General features: G+C 64.8%; 19 protein-coding genes. 10 read left to right on the plus strand and 9 right to left on the minus strand.

The window, feature by feature from the left end:
* Positions 1-7: 7 nt before the first annotated feature.
* Positions 8-1,300, minus strand: coding sequence for an adenylosuccinate synthase (locus BRAGE_RS0132060; protein ID WP_027560976.1), 1,293 nt, complete (start codon positions 1,298-1,300; stop codon positions 8-10).
* 426 nt (positions 1,301-1,726) lie between these two features.
* Between BRAGE_RS0132060 and BRAGE_RS0132065 the strand changes: the two genes are divergently transcribed.
* The gene (locus BRAGE_RS0132065; RefSeq protein WP_027560977.1) at positions 1,727-2,659 is read left to right on the plus strand and encodes a DMT family transporter; all 933 of its coding nucleotides are present in this window, start codon (positions 1,727-1,729) and stop codon (positions 2,657-2,659) included.
* Between the two features lie 8 nt (positions 2,660-2,667).
* Here BRAGE_RS0132065 and BRAGE_RS0132070 read toward each other — a convergent pair whose 3' ends face one another.
* On the minus strand, positions 2,668-3,072 hold the full coding sequence (locus BRAGE_RS0132070; RefSeq protein ID WP_027560978.1) for a hypothetical protein: 405 nt from the start codon (positions 3,070-3,072) through the stop codon (positions 2,668-2,670).
* A 66-nt stretch (positions 3,073-3,138) separates the two neighbouring features.
* On the opposite strand from BRAGE_RS0132070, the gene BRAGE_RS0132075 reads away from it, so the two are divergent.
* The gene (locus BRAGE_RS0132075; protein WP_027560979.1) at positions 3,139-3,756 is read left to right on the plus strand and encodes a TetR/AcrR family transcriptional regulator; all 618 of its coding nucleotides are present in this window, start codon (positions 3,139-3,141) and stop codon (positions 3,754-3,756) included.
* A gap of 135 nt (positions 3,757-3,891) precedes the next feature.
* On the opposite strand, the gene BRAGE_RS0132080 is transcribed toward BRAGE_RS0132075, so the two are convergent.
* A complete protein-coding gene (locus BRAGE_RS0132080; protein WP_181411704.1) occupies positions 3,892-4,281 on the minus strand; it encodes a DUF1330 domain-containing protein in 390 nt (129 codons plus the stop codon).
* 105 nt (positions 4,282-4,386) lie between these two features.
* Between BRAGE_RS0132080 and BRAGE_RS0132085 the strand changes: the two genes are divergently transcribed.
* Together BRAGE_RS0132085 and BRAGE_RS0132090 are read left to right on the plus strand one after the other, a co-directional pair.
* Positions 4,387-5,322 carry a DMT family transporter gene (locus BRAGE_RS0132085; protein ID WP_027560981.1) on the plus strand — a complete coding sequence of 312 codons (936 nt, stop codon included), beginning with the start codon at positions 4,387-4,389 and terminating at the stop codon, positions 5,320-5,322.
* A gap of 97 nt (positions 5,323-5,419) precedes the next feature.
* On the plus strand, positions 5,420-6,397 hold the full coding sequence (locus BRAGE_RS0132090; RefSeq protein ID WP_027560982.1) for a Bug family tripartite tricarboxylate transporter substrate binding protein: 978 nt from the start codon (positions 5,420-5,422) through the stop codon (positions 6,395-6,397).
* Positions 6,398-6,588: 191 nt separating this feature from the next.
* On the opposite strand, the gene BRAGE_RS0132095 is transcribed toward BRAGE_RS0132090, so the two are convergent.
* Positions 6,589-8,274 carry a methyl-accepting chemotaxis protein gene (locus tag BRAGE_RS0132095; protein ID WP_027560983.1) on the minus strand — a complete coding sequence of 562 codons (1,686 nt, stop codon included), beginning with the start codon at positions 8,272-8,274 and terminating at the stop codon, positions 6,589-6,591.
* A 260-nt stretch (positions 8,275-8,534) separates the two neighbouring features.
* On the opposite strand from BRAGE_RS0132095, the gene BRAGE_RS0132100 reads away from it, so the two are divergent.
* The 6 genes from BRAGE_RS0132100 to BRAGE_RS0132125 all read left to right on the plus strand — a co-directional run bounded on the left by BRAGE_RS0132100 (position 8,535) and on the right by BRAGE_RS0132125 (position 15,589).
* Positions 8,535-9,578: a C-terminal binding protein gene (locus BRAGE_RS0132100; RefSeq protein WP_027560984.1), complete on the plus strand. Its 1,044-nt coding sequence runs from the start codon at positions 8,535-8,537 to the stop codon at positions 9,576-9,578.
* An 86-nt stretch (positions 9,579-9,664) separates the two neighbouring features.
* Positions 9,665-11,014 (plus strand): ABC transporter substrate-binding protein, encoded by a 1,350-nt coding sequence (locus BRAGE_RS0132105; RefSeq protein ID WP_027560985.1) that lies wholly within the window; start codon positions 9,665-9,667, stop codon positions 11,012-11,014.
* A gap of 139 nt (positions 11,015-11,153) precedes the next feature.
* Complete coding sequence (locus BRAGE_RS0132110) at positions 11,154-12,110, plus strand: carbohydrate ABC transporter permease (protein ID WP_027560986.1); 957 nt, start codon at positions 11,154-11,156, stop codon at positions 12,108-12,110.
* Positions 12,103-12,999, plus strand: a complete 897-nt coding sequence (locus BRAGE_RS0132115) for a carbohydrate ABC transporter permease (RefSeq protein ID WP_027560987.1) — start codon at positions 12,103-12,105, stop codon at positions 12,997-12,999. The genes BRAGE_RS0132110 and BRAGE_RS0132115 overlap by 8 nt, the downstream gene beginning before the upstream one ends.
* A 99-nt stretch (positions 13,000-13,098) precedes the next feature.
* Positions 13,099-14,070 carry an MBL fold metallo-hydrolase gene (locus tag BRAGE_RS0132120; RefSeq protein WP_027560988.1) on the plus strand — a complete coding sequence of 324 codons (972 nt, stop codon included), beginning with the start codon at positions 13,099-13,101 and terminating at the stop codon, positions 14,068-14,070.
* A gap of 163 nt (positions 14,071-14,233) precedes the next feature.
* A complete protein-coding gene (locus BRAGE_RS0132125) occupies positions 14,234-15,589 on the plus strand; it encodes an esterase-like activity of phytase family protein (protein WP_027560989.1) in 1,356 nt (451 codons plus the stop codon).
* Positions 15,590-15,645: 56 nt separating this feature from the next.
* On the opposite strand, the gene BRAGE_RS0132130 is transcribed toward BRAGE_RS0132125, so the two are convergent.
* From BRAGE_RS0132130 to BRAGE_RS0132150, 5 genes are read right to left on the minus strand one after another with little or no spacing between them, the layout of a single operon-like run.
* Entirely contained in the window at positions 15,646-16,473 is an 828-nt protein-coding gene (locus BRAGE_RS0132130; RefSeq protein WP_027560990.1) for an energy transducer TonB, read from the minus strand.
* Positions 16,473-16,919 carry a TonB system transport protein ExbD gene (gene exbD / locus BRAGE_RS0132135; RefSeq protein WP_027560991.1) on the minus strand — a complete coding sequence of 149 codons (447 nt, stop codon included), beginning with the start codon at positions 16,917-16,919 and terminating at the stop codon, positions 16,473-16,475. The genes BRAGE_RS0132130 and exbD overlap by 1 nt, the downstream gene beginning before the upstream one ends.
* A gap of 4 nt (positions 16,920-16,923) precedes the next feature.
* The gene (exbB, locus tag BRAGE_RS0132140) at positions 16,924-17,700 is read right to left on the minus strand and encodes a tonB-system energizer ExbB (protein WP_027560992.1); all 777 of its coding nucleotides are present in this window, start codon (positions 17,698-17,700) and stop codon (positions 16,924-16,926) included.
* Positions 17,701-17,726: 26 nt separating this feature from the next.
* The gene (hutX, locus tag BRAGE_RS0132145; protein ID WP_027560993.1) at positions 17,727-18,230 is read right to left on the minus strand and encodes a heme utilization cystosolic carrier protein HutX; all 504 of its coding nucleotides are present in this window, start codon (positions 18,228-18,230) and stop codon (positions 17,727-17,729) included.
* Between the two features lie 29 nt (positions 18,231-18,259).
* On the minus strand, positions 18,260-18,595 hold the full coding sequence (locus BRAGE_RS0132150; RefSeq protein WP_027560994.1) for an antibiotic biosynthesis monooxygenase family protein: 336 nt from the start codon (positions 18,593-18,595) through the stop codon (positions 18,260-18,262).
* Positions 18,596-18,616 lie beyond the last annotated feature (21 nt).

Here is an 18,616-nt window from a genome sequence, read left to right on the forward strand (position 1 = left end):
GATTTCGTTAAGCCTCAAACGGATTTTGCACCAGGATAGTATCTTCACGTTCGGGGCTGGTGGAAAGCAACGCCACCGGGCACCCCACCAATTCCTCGATCCGGCGGACATATTTGATGGCCTGGGCCGGCAGGTCCGCCCAAGACCGTGCATTGGCAGTCGGCTCCTTCCAGCCCTCGATGGTCTCGTAGATCGGCTCGACCCGGGCCTGGGCGCCCTCGCCGGCCGGGAAATGGTCGATCTCCTTGCCGTCGAGCTTGTAGCCGGTGCAGACCTCGATGGTGTCGAAGCCGTCGAGGATGTCGAGCTTGGTCAGCGCCAGGCCGTTGATGCCGCAGGTGCGAACCGCCTGGCGGACCAGCACGGCGTCGAACCAGCCGCAGCGGCGCGGACGGCCGGTGTTGGTGCCGAACTCGCGGCCACGCTCGCCGATCTTGCGGCCGATCTCATTGTCCTGCTCGGTCGGGAACGGGCCCTGGCCGACACGGGTCGTGTAGGCCTTGCACAGGCCGAGCACATAGCCGACGGCGCCCGGCCCGAGGCCGGCACCGGTCGCGGCCTGCGCCGCCACCGTGTTGGACGAGGTGACGTAGGGATAGGTGCCGTGATCGACGTCGAGCAGTGCGCCCTGCGCGCCCTCGAACAGCATGCGCTTGCCGGCGCGGCGCTCGATGTCGAGCAGCCGCCACACCGTCTCGGCGTAGGGCAACAGCTGCGGCGCCAGCGCGCTCAGTTCCTTCAGGATCTCCTTGCCGTCGAACTCCGGCAGGTTGAGACCACGGCGCAGCGCGTTGTGATGCGCCAGCAGGCGGTCGATCTTGTGCGGCAGGGTGTTGAGGTCGGCGAGGTCCATCAGGCGGATGGCGCGGCGGCCGACCTTGTCCTCATAGGCCGGGCCGATGCCGCGGCGGGTGGTGCCGATCGCGGTCGCCGCGTTGGAGGACTCGCGCAGCGCATCGAGCTCACGGTGCAACGGCAGGATCAGGGTGACGTTCTCGGCGACACGCAGATTCTCTGGCGAGACCGCAACGCCCTGCGCGCGCAGCTTCGTCACCTCGTCGAGGAAGGCGGTGGGGTCGAACACCACGCCGTTGCCGATCACGGAGAGCTTGCCCTCGCGCAGCACGCCCGAGGGCAGGAGCGCGAGCTTGTAGGTCTTGCCGTTGATCACCAGCGTGTGGCCGGCATTGTGGCCGCCCTGGAAGCGGACGACGATGTCCGCCTGCTCCGACAACCAGTCGACGATCTTGCCCTTCCCTTCGTCGCCCCACTGGGCGCCGACGACGACAACATTGGCCATTCGCGGGTAATCCTTCGAAGATTTATCTGTAGGTGGCACGATCCGAACGGAAAACCGGAATCCACTTTTCCTAAGATCGCGCCTAGCGCCCAGCCCAATTCCCGGCCCAAGGCCGTTCGCACGCGAGGCAGCCCAACCGGATAAAGGAAGCGGCCCTTCTAGGCAAGCAAGAACGGGGCTTTTTCGGGGCTCGGAAGCCCCTCCAAGCCTTTGATATCCCCTTAAAATCTCGCAACCTTGGCGGCCGGCGCCATGGCTTCGACCAAAGCGTGAGAAGCCGCCTTCGCCGCTGCATGGTCGCGATGCGTCCGCCCCCCGTTGATGCAGCCGCGATTTCCGTGTCTTTGAGCCAGGCTGGGCTATCAGCCGGCCCTGATATCGCTGGGCCGGGGCCTCGGCGCATGACGCGGGGCCATAACAATCACAATGACCGCCACCGGGCAGACCACAGCCACCGAGACCTCCCGCCACAACTGGATCGCCAACCAGCCTTATCTGCTGCTCAGCATCACCGCGCTGTGCTGGGCCGGCAATGCCATCGTCGGGCGGCTGGCCGCCGGCCACATCCCGCCGGTGACACTGTCGTTCCTGCGCTGGACCTTCGCCTTCCTGCTGGTGCTGCCGTTCGCCTGGAAGCACCTCGCCCAGGACTGGCCCGCGATCCGGGGGCGGCTCGGCCTGATGATCACGCTCTCGATCACCGGCATCGGCGCCTTCAACACGCTGCAATATTGGGCGCTGGAGCACACTCAGGCCCTCAACACGCTCTTGCTGCAGTCGGCCGCACCACTGATCGTGGCGCTGTGGTCGCTGGCCATCCTCGGCGTCCGCCTCACCGCAGGCCAGGCGTTCGGCGTCCTGCTGTCGATGTGCGGCGTGCTGACCATCCTGCTGCACGGCGATTTCACCGCGCTGTCGAACATCGCGTTCAACAAGGGCGACCTCATCTTCATCGGCGCGCTGATCATCTTCGCGCTGTATTCGGTGCTGACCCTGAAGCGGCCGCCGATGCACGGCCTGTCGTTCCTCGCCTTCACCTTCGGCGCCGGCGCGGCCTGTCTCATTCCGCTGGAGATCTGGGAGCTGTCAGCGCGCCCCGTGATGAAGCTCGACGGGCCGAACCTCTTGACGCTGTTCTATGTCGCGGTGTTCCCCTCGACGCTCGCCTATCTCTGCTTCAATCGCGGCGTCCGCCTGATCGGCGCCAACCGCGCCGCGCCGTTCTTTCACGTCGTGCCGGTGTTCGGCTCGATCATGGCGATGGCATTCCTCGGCGAGCACCCGCAGGCGTTCCACTTCATCGGATTTGCGCTGGTGCTGTCGGGCGTGTTCGTGGCGTCAAGGAAGCAGACGACGTAAGGTCGCCCTCAGATATAGCGCGCGGCGCCCATGCAGAGCGCGGTGATGCCGAGCAGCCCCGCCGCCACGCGCTGCGCGGTCGCAATGCGCGAACGCACGCCCTGGAGATCGCCGGTGCCACGACGCAAGGTGATGACCGCGCGAGGGCCGATCGCCGCCTGAACGCCGACGGCGATCAAGGCGCACGCCGCGCCAAGCGCCAGCACCTGCTCCGTCGTGCCGAAGCTGCCGGCATGAACGAGATGGCCGAGATAGCCTCCGGTCACGATTGCGATCATGGCTGCGCCAAGCTGTGGAAAGACGAGTTGCTCCCCGCCGGCACCGCCGGTGCGCGCCAGTGCGAAGCTTGATCCCGCCCAGAACACGGACGACAAGACATGAAGCGACAGGGCGATCACGAGGGCAGTCTGCATGGCACGCTCCGGCTTTCCAATTTTGATATACATATTGTATAGTCAATTTATGGACACCGCAAGGCCGTGACGAAGCGCAACTACGTCAGCCCGGCGAGGGCCTCCGCGGCCGCGGAGACACGCGCGCGCGTCATCGCGGCGGGCGCGCGTCTGTTGCGCAAGGATGCCGGCATCGCGAACTTCTCCCTCGACGTCGTGGCGAAGGCGGCCGGCGTCACGCGGCTCACCGTCTACAACCAGTTCGGATCGCGGGGCGGCTTGCTGGAAGCCGTGTTCGACCACATTGCCCGCGAGGGCGGCCTGTTCGAACTGGCCGAGGTGATGACGATGGCGGACCCGCGGGCCGCACTCGACCGGGTGGTCGCGATCTTCTGTCGGTTCTGGTCGCACGATCCTGCCATTGGCGGGCTCAACCAGGCGATCGCGACCGATCCCGAATTCGGCGACTCCCTGCGCGGACGCAACGAGCGCCGGCGCGAGCTGCTGGCTGCGCTGTTGCCGCGGATCGTCGGCAAGCAGGCAGCAAAGGGCGCCGTGCAGGATGCGGTCGATCTGATCTTCGTGCTGACAAGCTATCCGACCTTTGCATCGCTGAGCCGGCAGCGATCGGTGGAGGAGGTCTGCCGCCTGTTGCAGAAGACCTGTCGTGACGCCGTGGATGCGGTGGTGGAGCCGAAGAAATGAGTGCCGAGCGTACAGATATCGTAGGGTGGGCAAAGCGAAGCGTGCCCACGTTCTTTGGTAATAATTGAGAGGTGGTGGGCACGGCGCAAGTGCGCCTTTGCCCACCCTACGATTTCGGACTCGCGGAGACATAAGCTACTTCATCTTGAACTTGCTGTAGGCCTCGCTCGTCGCGATGATGACGTGCTCGGCGCAGCCGTTGACGCGGTGCGGGTCGGCTTCAAGCTCGTAGGCCTGCGACGTCATCATGTCCAGGAACGCCGCGACCGTCGGATAATAGACCAGCGCGACGAAATCCCACGCATTGCCCGCATGCGGGCCGAGCGCGATCGCCTTGGCCTCGCCGGTCCACAGCAGCGTGCCGCCGCGCGCCTTGATCATCGGCACTGTCACCGCGCTGTAGCGGAGATAAGCATCCCAGCCCGAACCGTCGCCGTCGCGCGAGCGCGCGTGGAAACGCATCAGGTTCAGCATCACCACAGGCGCGTTCCGGTCGAGGCGTTCCAGGCCTTCGATGTTCAACATATTAACCGCCAATGACACCTCCTCAGCTGGTGCGCGCATTGTAGCATTGCGGCGGCGTGACTTGTGTCATGACGGCGATCCGGCGCAAGCTCGTATCGAACGCCCATGACGATTGCTTCGCCCGCGCCACCGGCCGCCAATCCGGCCAGCTGGCTCAACAACCAGCCTTACCTGCTGCTCAGCCTGAGCTCGCTGTTCTGGGCCGGCAACATCGTGCTCGCGCGCCATGTCGGCGCGCATGTGCCGCCATTGACAGTGACCACGATCCGCTGGTTCGGCGTGTTCCTGATCCTGCTGCCATTCTCCTGGCCGCATCTGAAGCGCGACTGGCCCGCCTTGCGCAACAGCCTGCCCCTGATGCTGTTCCTGTCGCTGGTCGGCTTTGCCTTCAACAACGCGATCTCGTACTGGGCGATGCAGTACACGGAGGCGCTGAACGCGTTGCTGATCCAGTCGGCAGGTCCCCTGTTCGTGGCGCTGTGGTCGCTGGTGCTGTTCGGCGTGCGGCTGACCGGCGGACAGCTCGCCGGCATCGCGATCTCGTTGCTCGGCGTACTGATCATCATCCTGCGCGGCGATCTCGCCGCGCTCGCCGGCATCAGCTTCAACAGGGGCGACCTCATGTTCGCCTCCTCGCTGGTGGCGTTCGGACTCTATTCCGCCTTCATCCCGCGCCGGCCGAAGATCCACCAGCTCTCCTTTCTCTCCTTCACCACCTGCTGCGGCGCGACGATGCTGCTGCCGGCCGCCATCTGGGAGACCTGGAGCGGCAGCGTGCTGCAATTCGACACCGTGACGCTGGCGACGCTGGGCTACATCCTGATCTTCCCCTCGACGCTCGCCTATCTCTTCTTCAACCGCGGCGTCGCGCTGATCGGCCCGAACCGCGCCGCGCCGTTCTTCCATCTGGTGCCGGTGTTCGGCTCGGCGATGGCGATCCTGCTGCTCGGCGAGAAGCTGCAGCCGTTTCATCTGATCGGCTACGTTCTGGTGCTCGCCGGCGTCGTGATCGCCTCGCGCCAGGGCTCTGCGGTGAAGTAATTCCGCGCCGCGGGCGCGCTGCGCCTGCCTGCCGTCTTCCGATTTTGATGTGGACCGGCTAGGTTCCCCGCCAACGAAAATGAGGGAACGACCACACATGCTTTCAGGGCTGCTTCGAAACCTGCGCACGATCGGCACCGCCGCGCTGTGCCTCGCCGCCGCGTCCACCGCGCAGGCCGATACCTGGCCGAGCCGCAACATCACGCTGGTGCTGCCGTTCGCGGCCGGCAGCGGCACCGACACCACGACGCGGCTGATCTCGCAGCATTTGTCGCAGGCGCTCGGCGTCGGCATCGTGATCGAGAACAAGGCCGGCGCCAACGGCATGATCGCCGCGACCTATGTCGCGCGCGCCGCGCCCGACGGCTACACGCTGCTGGTGACGACCAACACCACGCATTCGGCCAATCCCTATCTGCTCAAGAGCCTGACCTACGATCCCGTCAAGGATTTCACGCCGATCGCGCGGACCGGCGATCTGCCCTTCATGCTGGTGATCCACCCCGACGTGCCGGCCAAGACGGTCGCCGAGCTCGTCGCCTACGGCAAGGCCAATCCGGGCAAGCTGAGTTACGCCTCGGGCTCGTCCTCGGCGATCGTGTCGGGTGCGACCTTTGCGCACAATGCCGGGCTCGACCTCTTGCACGTGCCCTACAAGAGCTCGCCGCCGGCGCTCAACGACGTCATGGGCGGCCGCGTCTCGATGATGTTCGTGGACATCCTCACCGGCCTGCCCCACGTCCAGGGCAACGCGCTGCGCGCGCTCGCCGTCACCACCAAGGAGCGCACGCCGCTGATCCCGAGCCTGCCCTCGATGCAGGAGGCCGGCGTGCCTGATTTCGACATCTCCTCATGGCAGGGCTATTTCGGCCCCGCCGGCATGCCCAAGGAGATCGTGACGCGGCTCAATGCCGAGATCCGCAAGATCGTCGAGAAGCCGGAGATCAAGGCCCAGCTTGCCATCCTCGGCATGGACGCGTTCTCCGGCACGCCGGAGGAGCTCGGTACGTTCGTAAACGAGCAGCTGGTGCTGTGGGAACGGCTGATCCGGGACGCGGGGATCGAGAAGCAGTAGCGTTCTAGGAAGGTGTCATCGCCCGCGAAAGCGGGCGATCCAGTATTCCGAGACGGCAGTGATTGACCCGATGGGCCGCGGCGTACTGGATGCCCCGCCTTCGCGGGGCATGACAGCTGACAAAGTTCAAAAAGAAAAGGTGGGCAAGACGCTTCGCGTCTTTGCCCACCCTACGAATTCAGTGCAAGAACTTACGCCGCGCGGACCTTGGCGAGGAAGCCGTCCACCGCGCTGCGCAGCGCGCCGGACTGGTGATCCAGCTCGCGGGCGTTGGTGAGCACGTCGGTGGCCGCCGTGCCGGTCGCCTCCGCAGCCGAGGTGACGCTGCCGATATGGGCGTTGATCTCGCTCGAGCCGGCCGCGACCGACTGGATGTTGCGGGCGATCTCGCGGGTGGCTTCGCCCTGCTGCTCGATCGAGGCGGAGATGCCGGCGGTGATCTCGCTCATCTCGGCAATCGTCTGCGTGATGCCGGTGATGGCCGCGACCGCGTCGCTGGTCGAGGTCTGCATCGCCGCCACCTGCGCCGAGATCTCCTCGGTCGCCTTCGCGGTCTGGTTGGCGAGCGCCTTGACCTCGGAGGCGACGACGGCGAAGCCGCGGCCGGATTCACCGGCGCGCGCCGCCTCGATGGTGGCGTTGAGCGCGAGCAGGTTGGTCTGCGCCGCGATCGAATGGATCAGCTTGACGACCTCGCCGATCTTCTCGGCGCCGGAGGAGAGCACCTGGACGGTGGCGTTGGTGCGCTCGGCGTCGTTGACGGCCTTGCTCGCCACCTCGGTCGAGCGGGTGACCTGGCGGGAGATTTCCGCAACCGAGCTAGACAGCTCTTCCGCGGCGGCGGCAACCGTGCCGACATTGCCGGAGGCCTTCGACGAGGCCGCGCCGACGGTGGCCGCTCGCGAGGAGGCATCGCTCGCGGTCGCGGTCATCGACTGCGCCGTCGACTGCATGCCCGCCGCGGCCGAGGAGACCGAGCGGACGATGCCGTTGACGCTGCGTTCGAAGTCGTTGGCGATTCCCTCCATCGCGCTGCGACGTTCCGCCGCGACACGTTCCTTGGCGTCCGCCTCGGTCTTCTCGAGGTCGCGGATGCGCACTGCGTTGTCCTTGAAGATCTGGACGGTGGACGCCATCGCGCCGACCTCGTCGCCGCGGCCGACGCCGGGGATATCACCCTCGAGCTTGCCGTCGGCGAGGTCCTTCATGCGGGCGCCGAGCAGAGCGAGCGGACGGCTGATGCTGCGGCCGATCATCCAGGCGACGCTGCCGGCGACGATGACGATGCCGAGCATGGCGAAGCCGAGCATCCAGTAGACCGGCCCCATCTTGGCATCGATGTCCTCGAGATAGGCGCCGGTGCCGAGATACATGTCGAAACCGGGAACGGCCACGGCATAGCCGATCTTGCGGATTGGCTTCTCCTGGCCGGGCTTCACATATTCATAATGCAGCAGGATCGAGCCGTTGGCCTTGACGCCGTCCATCAGCTCGACGGACAGCTTGCGACCGTTGGTCACGACGTCCATGCGGTTGGTGCCGATCTGCTTCGGATCGGGCGCGAGCTGCGTGATGCCGTCATAGGACGTGCCGAACAGATAGCCGGCGCCGTTGTCGTAGGTCATCGCGTTGCCGTAGCGGCGAAGCTCGGCCATGGCCGCGTCCTTCGTCATCTCGCCGGCGTCGACGCGCTTCTTCAGCGCGGCCGCATAATTGCGTCCGAGATCGACGATCGATTTGGTCTGCTCGATACGGGCGCTCAGCATCTCCTGCTTCATCAGGTACCCGGCCAGAACGCCGGAGATGCACAGACCGAACAGGGTGACGCCGACAAGGATGCCCAGCTTGGGGGCGATCTTCAGATTGCTCAACTTCACGGGATGGCTCCGGCGAGAAAGGGATACGGCACGCGAGTGAATCGATACAAATTGAATCAACTTTTAGTGTGAGACCCCTTAGCAAGTTACTTACGTGCCTCCGTAGAAGCCCGGAACATGCCGCTGAAATCGGCAAAAATCCTCGCGACGGACAACCGGGAATTGTACGCGCTCGCATCGATTTCGCGTAAAAGACGCAAAGGCCCGCTCAAGAAGGCCGGGTCGCAACAAGAACCGACAAACCAAATCGGGAGCAAGACATGCCGAAATACAGGGTGGTGACGCCGAAGGGCGCGAGCTTCACGGTCGCGGGCAGCGATTATTCCTACGAGCGCGAGGCGCTCGATCCGATCGACGCCGAGATCGTCGAGGCCCCCGCCAACGAGGCCGAATTCATCGCCGCCGCGAAGACCGCCGACGCCATCTACGCCAAGGGCATCCCGATCACCAAGTCGATCATCGACGCGCTGGACAATTGCAAGGTCATCACGCTCGGCTCGGTCGGCGTCGACAGCGTCGACGTCAAGGCCGCCACCGCCCGTGGCATTCCCGTCACCAACATCCCCGACACCTTCATCGAGGAGGTCGCCGACCACGCCATGATGCTGCTGCTCGCGGGGTTCCGCCGTCTGGTCGAGCAGGACCGCATGGTGCGCGACGGCCGCTGGGCCGAGGGCCGGCCGGCGCTCCTGAAGATTCCGCGGCTGATGGGCCAGACGCTCGGCTTCGTCTCGTTCGGCCGCGTCGCGCGCGCGGTTGCGAAACGCGCAGCGCCGTTCGGCCTGCGCATGATGGCCTACGATCCCTTCATCCAGGAGACGCTGATGTACGACCACGGCGTCATCCCGGCGACGCTGAACGAGGTGCTGTCGCAATCCGACTTCGTCTCGATGCACGCTCCGGCAAGGCCCGAGGTGCATCACATGCTGACCGAGAAGCACTTTCGGCAGATGAAGAAGGGCTCGATCTTCATCAACACCGGCCGCGGCGCCACGGTCGACGAGGAGAGCCTGATCAAGGCGCTGCAGGAGGGCTGGATCGCGCACGCCGCGCTCGACGTGCTGGAGAAGGAACCGCCCTCGCACAACAACCCGATCCTCAGCATGGAGAACGTGACCCTGACCGCCCATGTCGCCTCGGCCTCGGCACGGTTCGACGAGGCGCGCAAGCGCCGCGTGGGCTACGAATTGTCACTGGTGCTTCAGGGCATGTGGCCGGTAAGCTGTGTCAATCCGTCGGTGCTGCAAGACACCGCGCTCCGCCGCTGGCAGCCCGTCAGCATGGATCGCGGGCCGAACAGCTAGGCGGACGGCGCGCACAGGCGCCACAGACGGAAGAGACCCTTCACCGGCGATCAACGCCGGGAAGGGACGACAACAGGGAGGAACTGATGAGGAACGACCTTACACGTCGTGACGCCTTGGCGCTGGGCCTGTCCGCCGCAACGCTCGCTGCCACCGGTGCTGCAGCGCAAACACAGCCATCCACTATCAAAGCTGCCGATGTTCCGGCACCCAAGCTCGAGATCGAGAAAGGCGCATCGCTACGCATGCTGCGCCCGGTGCGCTTCGTCCAGGCCGACGAGGACGTGTTCCGCGCCAACGCGGCGAAATTCACCAAGGAGACAGGCGTCGAGGTCAAGGTCGACTTCGTCGGCTGGGAGGACATCAACCAGCAGACCGCGGTGACCTCGAATTCCGGCGCCGGCCCCGACATCATCATCGGCTTCTCCGACGCGCCGCACATCTATATCGACAAGCTGATCGAGCTCACCGACGTCGCCGACTATCTCGGCAAGAAATATGGCGGCTGGCAGAACCTGGCGAAGGCCTATGGCAAGAAGGCCAAGAGCGATACCTGGATCGGGCTCCCGTTCGGCGCCACCGCAGGTCCCCTGATCTATCGCAAGTCGATCCTCAAATCCGTCGGGTTCGACAAGCCGCCGGAAGACCATGCCGGGCTCCTGGATCTCTGCAGGAAGCTGCACAAGGCCGGCAAGCCTGCCGGCTTTGCGCTCGGCAACGCCGTCGGCGACGGCAACGGCTTTGCCGACTGGATGATGTGGTCGCACAACGCCGCGCTGCTGGACGAGGACGGCAACGTCACCATCAACAGCAAGGAAACCATCGCGGCGCTGAACTACGTCAAGGAGCTCTTTCCGAACTTCATCGCCGGCACGCCGTCCTGGAACGACGTCAGCAACAACCGCGCCTATTCCTCGCAGGAAATCGCGCTCACCGCGAACGGCGTCTCGCTGTATTTCTCGCTGAAGAACGATCCGGCGACCGCTGCCATCGCCGAAGACTCCGAGCATCAGTTGCTGCCGAAAGGTCTTGCGCCGAGGTCGCCGATGTCGGGACTGACGCTGAACGCGATGGTGTTCAAGCACAGCCCCTATCCCAACGCGGCAAAGGCCTTCCTGCAATTCATGCTGGAGAAGGACCAGTATGAGCCGTGGCTCAACGCCAACAGCGGTTACTGGTCGCAACCGCTCGCGGCCTATGCCGATGCGGCGGTGTGGAAGGGCGATCCAAAGGTCGCGATCTTCAAGGACACCATGAACAGCACCTATTACGCCGGTTACAAGGGTCCGATCTCGACCGCCACCGGCGCTGTTCGCGCGGACTATGTGACGGTGCAGATGTTCGCCTCGGTCGCCACCGGTGCGGCGACGCCGGAAGCTGCGGCCGCCGAAGCCGAACAGCGCTGCAAGCGGTACTTCCGGCGGCAGGGCCGGTAGTGCCGTACGACAAGGCAACCGCTTTTGCGAGAAGCAAAGTGACGAAGCAATCCAGACTGTAGCTACGGCGACAGCCTGGATTGCGTCGCTTCGCTCGCAATGACGGTGTGGTGATCTTCAACGACAGGACAACGACCTGATGTCCGTGACCACCCTTCACTCTTCCGCCCTCGCGCAGCGGCAGCCGTCCTGGCTGGTGCGGCTGTTCGACTACAAGCCGTTCCTAATCGTGATGTGCCTTGCGCCCGCGATCGGGCTGCTGGCGGTGTTCCTGACCTATCCGCTCGGCCTCGGCATCTGGCTCGCCTTCACCGACACCACGATCGGCAAGCGCGGCATCTTCATCGGGCTGGAGAACTTCCAGTACCTGCTCACCGATCCCCTGTGGTGGAACGCGGTGTTCTACAGCGTGTTCTACACGGCGGTGGCGACCTTCGGGAAGTTCGCACTCGGCTTCTGGCTCGCGCTGCTGCTCAACAACCATTTTCCATTCAAGAGCCTCTTGCGCGCCATCGTGCTCCTACCCTGGATCGTGCCGACGGTGCTGTCGGCGCTGGCGTTCTGGTGGATCTACGATCCGCAATTCTCGATCATCTCCTATCTGCTGGTCGACGTGCTGCACTGGCGATCGAGCAATATCGACTTCCTCGGCTCGCCCTGGCCGGCGCGGTTCTCGCTGATTGCCGCCAACATCTGGCGCGGCATTCCCTTCGTCGCGATCTCGCTGCTGGCGGGCCTCCAGACCATCTCGCCCTCGCTCTACGAGGCCGCGATGCTCGACGGCGCCAGCGCCTGGCAGCGCTTCCGCTACATCACCTTCCCGATGATGATGCCGATCCTCGCCATCGTCATGACCTTCTCGATCATCTTCACCTTCACCGACTTCCAGCTGGTCTACGCCATCACCCGCGGTGGCCCGGTCAACTCGACCCATCTGCTCGCGACGCTGGCGTTCCAGCGCGGCATCGCCGGCGGCGAGCTCGGCGAAGGCGCCGCGATCGCGGTGTCGATGATCCCGTTCCTGGTGTTCGCGACGGTGTTCTCCTATTTCGGCCTGGCGCGCCGCAAATGGCAGCAGGGAGAGAGCAATGACTGATACCGTCGCGCAAGGCTCTGCCGTCGCCAAGGCCGCTCCCGACACCATGGCCTGGGATTCCGGGCTGCGGCGGCTGATGATGATCTACCTGCCGCTCGGCTGCTTCGTGCTGATCCTGCTGTTTCCGTTCTACTGGATGGCGATCACCTCGTTCAAGCCGAACGCGGAGCTGCTCAACTACAAGGACCATAATCCGTTCTGGATCTCCTCGCCGACGCTGGCGCATATCAAGCACCTCTTGTTCAACACCTCCTACCCGCGCTGGCTGAAGACGACGATGCTGGTCGCGGTCGGCTCGACCACGCTGTCGCTGGTCGCGAGCACGCTCGCCGCCTATGCGATCGAGCGCCTGCGCTTCCGCGGCAGTCCCTATGTCGGCCTTGGCATCTATCTCGCCTATCTCGTGCCGCCGTCGATCCTGTTCATTCCGCTGGCCACCGTCGTGGTGCAGTTTGGCCTGTTCGACTCGCCGCTTGCCCTGATCCTGGTCTATCCGACCTTCCTGGTGCCGTTCTGCACCTGGCTGCTGATCGGCTATTTCAAGTCGATCCCCTACGAGCTCGAGGAATGCGCGCTGGTCGACGGCGCCACGCGGCTGCAGATCCTGCGCCGGATCACGCTGCCGCTCGCCGTGCCCGGCCTGATTTCGGCCGGCATCTTCTCCTTCACGCTGTCCTGGAACGAGTTCATCTACGCGCTCGCCTTCATCCAGAGTGGCGCCAACAAGACCGTACCGGTCGCGATCCTGACCGAGCTGGTCACCGGCGACGTCTACCAATGGGGCGCGCTGATGGCGGGCTCGCTGCTCGGCTCGCTGCCGGTCGCGATCTTCTACTCGCTGTTCGTGGATTATTACGTGTCCTCGCTGACCGGTGCGGTAAAGGAGTAAACCGCGGCTGCGCAGGAACGCATTCGATCGTGCAATCCTGATAGACGGCGGTATCCAATACTGGCACCATTGATCGTCGCTTGAGAAGGCGAGGATTGCATGGGACCGCAAAAGCTCCACTCCTTGTCGCGTCGCGGCTTTTGCATGTGTTGCCTCGGCGGCGCGGCGTTCGCCGCCGGTGCCGGATGGCTCACGCCGCGGCAGGCCTTCGCGGAAGCCCGCGGCATCGTCAGCCTGATCAAGGACAGCGCGGCAAAGGCTGTAATCACGACCTACAAGCTGCGCGGCAATGTCAGCGTGCTCGAAGGATCCGGCGGCAACATCGCGGTCCTCACCGGACCCGACGGCAAGCTCCTGGTCGATGCCGGCATCGGCGTCTCTCGCCCGCAGCTCAGCAAGGCGCTGGCCGAGCTCGGCAGCGAGCCGGTCGCGCGACTGATCAATACGCATTGGCACTTCGACCACGCCGACGGCAATGAATGGCTGCATGCCGCAGGCGCGAAGATCATCGCCCACGAAAACACCCGCAAGCATCTCGCCAGCATCCAGCGCGTCGAGGACTGGGACTACGTCTTCCTGCCGTCACCGTCAGACGCTGTGCCGGTCGACGTTTTCACCAAGAACCAGGATCTGACATTCAACGGCGCGTCGCTCGCGCTGAGATATTACGGGCCTGCGCATACCGATAGCGATATCTCCGTGATGTTCACCGAGGCCAACATCCTTCATGTCGGCGATACCTACTGGAACGGCATCTATCCGTTTATCGACTATTCGACCGGTGGCGGCATCAACGGCATGATTGCGGCGTCGGACGCCAATCTGGCAGTGGCCAAAGACGACACCATCATCATTCCCGGTCACGGCAAGCCCGTCAGCAACAAGGCCGAACTGCAGGAATTCCGCGACATGCTGGTCGCGATCCGGGACAATGTCGGCAATCTCAAGCAACAGGGAAAAACGCGTGACGAGGCCGTTGCCGCCAAGCCGACCGCCGCGTTCGACGCGAAATGGGGCCAGTTCGTCATCGATCCCGGCTTCTTCACCCGACTGGTCTATGAAGGCGTGTAGAGATGGCCACGATGGCGCGCCGCGCGCTCGTTGCGACCGACTGTTACAGCCCATCGCGCGCCGCGCGGTAAGGGAGTAAACGCGCGCTGCGGCGTTTGGTCCGGCTTCACAAAACTGCAATATGCGATCCGCATAAGGCGTCGTCCGCTAACAGGAGACGCACATGCGCGCGACCTTTCTTGCTTCCGTCGCAACGATCATTCTCACCGCGAGCACCGCGCTCGCCCAGAACGAGGGCGAATTCCCGGCCAAGCTCGCCGGCCACGTGGTCATGCCGGCCGAGTCGTTCATCGACGCGCCGGCCGATGCGCCCGCCGACCTCAAGACCTCCGGCAAGTACACCACCGGCAAGCGCGTCGACGCGCTCGGCACCGTGATGGGCAAGTCCTATGAGCGTCCGACCGGCGTCTCGCTGCCGTTCAAGGGCCAGCCTCTCCAGGGCCATTCCGGCATCAAGCACATGGCCGACGGCAGCTACTGGGTGATCACCGACAACGGCATGGGGGCGCGCGCCAACTCGCCGGACTCGATGCTGTATCTGAACCGCTACAAGATGGATTGGGCCAGCGGCAAGATCGAGCGCCAGGAGACCGTCTTCCTGCACGATCCCGACAAGAAGGTGCCGTTCCGCATCGTGCATGAGGACACCCAGAAGCGTTACCTGACCGGCTCCGACTTTGACACCGAAGGTTTCCAGATCATCGGCGACGTCTTCTGGATCGGCGACGAGTTCGGCCCCTACATCCTGAAGGCGGACAAGACCGGCAAGATCCTCGGCGTGTTCGAGACGGTTGCCGACGGCAAGCCGGTGCGCTCGCCCGACAATTGGGCGGTGGCAACGCCGGGCGCGCCGGGCCAGACCTACACCAACGTCAATTTGCGCCGCTCCAAGGGCTATGAGGGCTTTGCGTCCTCGAAGGACGGCAAGTTCCTCTACGGCCTGCTCGAGGGGCCGCTGTGGGATGCCGAGAAGAAGGACTGGGAGAAGGTCGACGGCAAGGAAGCCTCCCGCATCCTCGAATTCGACGTCGCTGCCGAGAAGTTCACCGGCCGCTACTGGCAATATGTGTTCGAGCAGAACGGCAACGCCATCGGCGACTTCAACATGATCGACCCGACGGCCGGCCTGATCATCGAACGTGACAATGGCGAAGGCACCGCCGACAAGGCCTGCCCGCAAGGCCAGCGCGGCGAGAACTGCTTCCCTGACATCGCCAAGTTCAAGCGCATCTACAAGATCGAGCTCTCCGACGCCAATGTCGGCAAGCCCGTGCGCAAGATCGGCTATATCGACCTGTTGAAGATCCAGGACCCCGACAAGAAGGCGAGGAAGCCGCTCAACGACGGCGTCTACACCTTCCCGTTCTTCACCATTGAGAACGTCGATCGCGTCGACGACACCCATATCATCGTCGGCAACGACAACAATCTGCCGTTCTCGTCCAGCCGCGATCCCAACAAGGCCGACGACGACGAATTCATGCTGCTCGAAGTCGCCGATTTCCTGAAGGCGAAGTAAGGCACTACCCTGCTCCTCTCCCGCTAGGCGCGGGAGAGGAGCTTACCGACAGTCACCTAGTACCCGAACGCCACGCCGATGCTGATCGGGACCGTCGCATAGGTGATCTCGGGCGGGACCGGCGGAAACGGCTGCGCCTGGCGCAACATCGCCATGGCCTGGGCGTCGAGGACCGCGACGCCAGACGAGCCACCGAGACGGCTGGACAAGACCTGCCCACCACGGCCAAGGGTGAAGCTCAGCCTGGCCACGCCCTTCTGGCCATTGGCGCTTGCCGGATATTGGTGGAAGCGCATCAGGTGCGCGCGAACCCGTTGATTGTAGGTTGCGATCGCCGAAGCGACCGAGCCCGCATTGACGGCTGATGCCATCGGAGCTTCGCGCTCGGCGCGCGGTGGTGCGCTGGTGCGCGGCGCGGGCGTCGCATCCGATGGCTTCCTTGCGTCGGGGCGAACCACCTTGGGTTTCGCCGGCAACGGCTTCTCGACAGGCACAACTTTCGCCGGCTCCGGCTTCGGCGGAACCGGCTCGATCTTCGTTTCCGGCGGCGCAACCACGTCCGGCTTTTCCTGCGGCGGCGTCTGCGGAATCATCTCCTCGACGACCTGCTGCTGCATCGGCTCCGGCGGCGACGCATCCGCCTGCTGCATCAGCGGCCCAGGCGCGATGTCCAGCGGCGTCGACTGCGGCGCCGACGTCTCCGGCGTCATGTCGATCAGAATGGCCGGCAGGCTGACGCCCTGCTCCGGCTGCGACCTGATCCAGTTCATCGCGATCAGCGCGGCGGCGACATGCAACGCCACGATCACCGCAGCCGATGCTCCCCACCGCGCGGTTTCGCGCTCGCCAAGCGGCTCGTGCAGGGCAAAGGCGTTCGCGGCCATCAGCTGCGTCCGTCGAGGCCGACCAGAGCGACCTTGAGATAGCCGGCATTGCGCAAGGTGTTCATCACCTCCATCAGGTCGCCATAGCTCACCGCCTTGTCGGCGCGGAGATAAATGCGCTCGTCCTTGCGTCCCTTGGTGGCGGCCTCGAGCGCCGCGGCGAGACCCTCGCGCGCCATGGTGTCCTCGCCGACGGCGACGGTGAGATCCGGCTTCACCGTGACGAAGGTCGGCTTGTCCGGCCGCGGCTGCGGCTCGGCGGCGGTTGCCGGCAGCTCGACGCCGATGTCGACGGTGGCGAGCGGGGCCGCCACCATGAAGATGATCAAGAGCACCAGCATCACGTCGATGAACGGCGTGACGTTGATCTCATGGGTGACGTCGAGATCGCCGGGGTCGCCGCGCCTCAGCGACGATCCGGTGCGCGCGCCGAGCTTCGCAGCCATGGCCCTATTCCGCCGCCCGAGCCAAACGGAATTCCCGGTGGTCGCGCTGCCGGCTGACCAGCAGCATCAGCTGCGCCGAGGCGTCCCCAAGCAGCGCGCGGTAGTTGGCGATGCCTCGGACAAGGTGATTGTAGATCACGACCGCCGGAATCGCGGCGACGAGACCGAGCGCGGTGGCGAGCAGCGCCTCCGCGATGCCGGGCGCGACCACCGCAAGGCTGGTGGTGTGGCTCTCGGAAATGCCGATGAAGGAATTCATGATGCCCCAGACGGTACCGAACAGGCCGACGAACGGCGCGATGGCGCCGATGGTCGCAAGCACGCCGGTGCCGCGCGCGATTTGCCTCGACATCGCCGCCTCGACCCGCTCCAGCCGCAGCGCGACGCGCTCCTGAAGGCCGTCGTCGAGGACGCCGCCGGAGAGCTCCGCCTCTTTTGCGCAGGACTGGATCAGCTGGGCGACCGCGTCATGCGCATCGCCGGCCCGTTCGGCGGCCTCCGCCAGCCTGATATTGCCTTCGAGCGCGCGCGTGCGCCACAGGGCCAGCGCGCCCTTGCGGCGCAGCTCGATGCTCTTGGCGAGCCAAACCGTCCACGTCACCAGCGAGGCGACGGCCAGCCCCACCATCACCGTCTTCACGACGATGTCGGCACCGAGGAACATGCCCCAGGGCGACAGATTGCGCGGCAGCAGCGCCTCGTCGATCGCGAAGGCCGGTGCCGGCGCAAGCGCCAGCGCGATTGTTACGATCATTTGCCGAAGCCTGGACATGCCCTGCATCCTGATCTCCCGTGGATAGAAAGAGGCTACGCCGCGATGCGGTCCGCAAGCTGCCGGAACCGCGCGAGCTGATCGCCTCGCAGCGCCCGCGTCTCGTCGCGGCCGACGAACACCTTGAACATGATGCCGCCGTCGGCATTGACGAACGCGACGAAGGCAGAGGTCTTGCCCATGAAGGGACGCTCGACGAAGGCGACGCCGGCGCAGCGCTCGTGGCGGAGATGGCCGTGCAGGCCCTTCGGCTGCATTAGGTTGAAATAGCCGCGACCGATCTCGCCCGCGGGAATGCTGCCCGTGAACTCGAAGATCGCATCGTCCGTGTGGACGATCAGCGTGACCTCGCCCCATTGTGCGATGTCCTGCATGGCGGCGGCAAAATGCGCGCCGCCGCCGATGCGGACCATGGAGGACGGCAGCGCCTCGATCACCGCACGCGGCGTGACCTTGCGCTCGCGCGCAACGTCCTCGATCACCGCGCCGGGATTGTCGGCCATATACGCCTTGAGCTCGGCGAGATCGGTGCTCAGCATGTCCGGCTCCTCATCAAGCTGGCCGCAACTTAAGCGGCCGCGTTGGCCTTGCGTTCGGTCATGATGACCTCGAAGCCTTCGAACTTGGGATGGCCGAGATAGAGGCTTTCGCCGGTCTTGTTGTCGGCGCGGGCATGAGCGCGGCGGAATTCCTCCGACCGCGTCCAGGCCTCGAAGGCGGCCTTGTCGACCCAGACCGTGTGGGAGGAGTACAGCGTGTGGTCCTCGAGGACCGGTCCCCTGAGCAGATGGAATTCAACGAAGCCGGCCATGCTGCCGAGATAGGACTCGCGGGTGCGCCACACGGTCTCGAATGCGGCTTCCGAGCCGAGCTTCACCTGAAAGCGATTCATGGCGATGAACATAAAAGTCTCTCCTTCTTCTCA

It is taken from the genome of Bradyrhizobium genosp. SA-4 str. CB756, from assembly GCF_000473125.1.
Lineage (GTDB): Bacteria > Pseudomonadota > Alphaproteobacteria > Rhizobiales > Xanthobacteraceae > Bradyrhizobium > Bradyrhizobium arachidis.